General features: G+C 33.5%; 2 protein-coding genes. Both read left to right on the forward strand.

Annotated features, from left to right (window positions below; all coding sequences use genetic code 11):
• The first annotated feature begins 420 nt into the window (after positions 1–420).
• Positions 421–3015, forward strand: a complete 2595-nt coding sequence (gene clpB, locus IV513_RS14945) for an ATP-dependent chaperone ClpB (protein ID WP_209391358.1) — start codon at positions 421–423, stop codon at positions 3013–3015.
• 388 nt (positions 3016–3403) lie between these two features.
• Positions 3404–4048: a response regulator transcription factor gene (locus IV513_RS14950; protein WP_209391359.1), complete on the forward strand. Its 645-nt coding sequence runs from the start codon at positions 3404–3406 to the stop codon at positions 4046–4048.
• Positions 4049–4231: the final 183 nt, after the last annotated feature.

Raw genomic sequence — 4231 nt, forward strand, 5'->3', positions numbered from 1 at the left:
CCGAAAGGAAAAGCCCAGGAAATTTTTCCACATTTTATTCCCGGAAAAATCTAAAATTGAACTATATTTGAAATAATTTTTAACCCAAAAAAGGTCAACTTATTTTGGTACATGACAAAACTTTTTAAACGTCATTTTAAATTGAATATATATTTCTATGAGCTTGGCTAAAAAATCATCAAAATCGGAAATTTTGACTTACAAAAAAATCTATCAAATTGTATTTTTTGGAAATTTTGTCCTTTTTTTATATAAATTCAATAATTGAATGGTTTTTGAGATAAACCTTTCGAATTAAATGATTAAAACGGTTTGGGATATCAGATATTAGAAAAATACAATGAAAATTTAATATTTATTGTGCTCATTTGGTCTGAAATCTGATGTCTTAAATCCAACAAAAAAAACAAAAACTTAGATATGAATTTAAATCAGTACACTGTAAAATCACAGGAAGCCATCCAAGCAGCGCAACAAGTCGCAATGGAATTTGGTAATCAGCAAATTGAACCACAACATTTACTTGAAGGAATTTTTCAGGTTGATGAAAATATATCGCCTTTCTTATTAAAAAAATCTGAAGCAGATGCCACTTTGGTGAGAGAGCGAAACAGAGAAAATCTTGAAAAACTCCCAAAAGTTCAGGGAGGAAATATTTATCTTTCACAATCAGCAAACAAAGTTTTGCTTGATGCGGTCAACATCGCCAAAAAAATGGGCGATGAATTTGTAACGATTGAACATTTATGGCTTTCACTTTTAGAAACCAATTCAGAAGCTTCAAAAATGCTAAAAGATATGGGCGTTACGAAAAACCTTTTGGAAGGCGGAATCAAAGAATTGAGAAAAGGCTCAAAAGCAACTTCTGCAAGTTCAGAAGAAACCTATCAGTCTTTAAATAAATATGCTAAAAATTTCAACGAACTCGCTGCAGAAGGGAAACTTGACCCTGTAATCGGTCGTGATGAAGAAATCAGGAGAGTTTTACAAATTCTTTCAAGAAGAACCAAAAACAATCCGATTCTGATTGGTGAACCCGGAGTTGGTAAAACTGCAATCGCAGAAGGAATTGCCCACAGAATTATCAATGGTGACGTTCCTGAAAACTTGCAGGATAAAACTTTGTACTCCTTAGATATGGGTGCTTTAATTGCCGGTGCAAAATATAAAGGTGAGTTTGAAGAGCGTTTGAAATCTGTTGTGAATGAGGTTATCAAATCAGACGGACAGATTATCCTTTTCATCGATGAAATACACACTTTGGTTGGAGCCGGAGGCGGTGAAGGCGCGATGGATGCGGCAAATATTCTGAAACCAGCCTTGGCTAGAGGAGAATTAAGAGCGATCGGTGCAACGACTTTGAATGAATATCAAAAATATTTCGAGAAAGATAAAGCACTTGAAAGACGTTTCCAGAAAGTGATGGTTGAAGAACCGGATACCGAATCTGCAATTTCGATCCTTCGTGGTATCAAAGATAAATATGAAGCGCATCACAAAGTAAGAATCAAAGACGAAGCGATTATTGCGGCAGTGGAAATGTCTCAACGATATATTTCAGACCGATTTCTACCGGATAAAGCGATTGATTTGATTGATGAAGCTTCGGCTAAACTGAGAATGGAAATCAATTCAAAACCAGAAGAGCTGGATGTTCTCGACAGACGATTGATGCAGTTGGAAATTGAATTGGCGGCCATTTCAAGAGAAGGAAATCAGGCGAAAATTGACCATTTGAAGGAAGATATTGCTAAAATTTCTGAACAGAGAAATGAAATCAATGCAAAATGGCTGAAAGAAAAACAAAAATCTGAGGATTTAACTCAGATTAAAAAAGATATTGAGGCTTTAAAATTAGAAGCGGAAAGAGCTTCAAGAGCTGGAGATTACGCCAAAGTAGCAGAAATCCAGTACGGAAAAATTAAGGAAAAAGAAGATGCTTTGCAGAAACTTGAACTGGAAATGCAAAACCATCAGAATGAATTGATAAAAGAAGAAGTAACTTCTGAGCACATTTCTGAAGTGATTGCAAAATGGACAGGAATTCCTGTAACCAAACTTCTTCAATCAGAAAGAGAAAAATTGTTACATCTAGAAACCGAACTCCATCATAGAGTTGTCGGTCAGGAAGAAGCCATTGAAGCCGTGGCAAATGCAATCCGAAGAAACAGAGCAGGATTAAGCGATGATAAAAAACCAATTGGCTCATTCCTGTTTTTAGGAACCACCGGAGTCGGAAAAACCGAGCTGGCAAAAGCATTAGCGGAGTTTTTATTCGATGATGAAAACAATATGACGAGAATTGATATGAGTGAATATCAGGAGCGTCATAGTGTTTCGAGATTAGTTGGTGCTCCTCCGGGATATGTAGGTTATGATGAAGGTGGACAATTGACGGAAGCCGTGAGAAGAAGACCTTATTCAGTAGTGCTTTTAGACGAAATCGAAAAAGCGCATCCTGATGTTTTCAACACGTTGTTGCAGGTTTTGGATGACGGACGATTGACGGATAACAAAGGTAGAGTTGTGAATTTCAAAAACTCGATTATCATTATGACTTCGAATTTAGGTTCGCATATCATTCAGGAGAATTTTGAAAATATCACAGAAGAAAACCAAGATGAAATTGTTGATAAAACCAAAATTCAGGTTTTTGATTTATTAAAACAAACACTTCGTCCGGAATTCCTCAACAGAATTGATGAAATAGTTTTATTCCAGCCTTTAAGAAAAAAAGAAATCGCAAAAATCGTTCAATATCAGCTGAGAGGTTTCAATGATATGTTAGCAAAACGCAACATTATTATGACTGCAACACAAGATGCTTTGGATTATCTCACCAACAAAGGTTACGATCCAGTTTTCGGAGCAAGACCTTTGAAAAGAGTAATTCAGCAGGAAGTTCTCAACAAATTATCCAAAGAAATTCTCGCTGGAAATGTGAATGACGGCGACAGAATTACCTTAGATTATTTTGAAGAAAGTGGATTGGTTTTCCGTCCTACTAATATGTAAGTAGTTTTTTTTCATATATTATTTTTGTAATAAGTGCTGTAGATTTCTGTCTACAGCACTTATTTTTTTGATATCACTTTAAAATGTATGTAACAGTCTTGAAGTAATTATCTGAAGTTATTCAATAGAAGTGTTAAGTTTTTTTCCAGATTGTTTAGATAGCTTTATTTCGGAAACTACTTAATTTTATAAAATCATAATAAATCTTAATAATATTAGAAAATTTTAGTATATTACTAACTTTAAAAATATTTAAAGAGAATTTGCTTTATTTATGAATAGGTAGGGTTTGGTACTGGTTTCAATTTGTTAGATTTTCAATAAAAATAGTATTGAAATTGAAGTGGAAATAATGATAAGATCCTATTTGAAATAAACTATTGAAATCATGAAAAAGACAATTTTCGTTGTAGATGATCATTTACTTGTTGCTAAAGCATTAAAAGTGATTATTAATAGTTTTTCGGGTTTTACGGTTATAGATATAGCTGAAAATGGTAAAATTCTTACCGAGAAATTAGAAAAAATAACCGAAAAGCCGGATATTATCTTGTTGGATGTTAGCGTGCCCATTATGGATGGTTTTGAGACTGCTCAATTTCTTAATAAGAAACATCCGGAGATTAAAGTATTGGCACTAAGCATTCAAGAGGATGATAAAAGTGTTTTAAAAATGATTAAGTACGGAGCTAAAGGTTATATGCTTAAAGATACCCATCCCAAAGATCTGGAAAATGCGCTTGTTTGTCTTTCCAACAATGGTTTTTATTATCCTGAATGGGCTTCAAAAATTATTTTTTCTACCAATGATGATGAAGAAAAAGAGGATAAAGAATTAAAGATTTCTGATAGAGAAAAAGAATTTCTTTATTATACTGTAACAGAACTCAGTTATAAAGAGATTGCTGAGAAAATGTACTGTAGTCCCAGAACTGTTGAAAGTTACAGAGATCAGCTTTGCGATAAACTGGGTTTAAAAACAAGAGTTGGCTTGGCAATTTTTGCGTTGAAAAACGGATTTGCAGAACTGTAAGTTTTTTTAAATTCTAATAATTAAAGAGTTTGCTTGAATGAGTTTAAGACTTAAAATGATTCTTAAAGAAAATAATTAGTCTGAAATCAATAGCGTCCTAAATAAAAAAATAAGAAGGAATTAAAGTAACTCAAAGTATCTTTGAGGTTGACAACAAAAAAACCTTCTTATGGATTCAAAATT

This window comes from Chryseobacterium sp. RR2-3-20, from assembly GCF_017808115.1.
Taxonomy (GTDB): domain Bacteria; phylum Bacteroidota; class Bacteroidia; order Flavobacteriales; family Weeksellaceae; genus Chryseobacterium; species Chryseobacterium oryzae.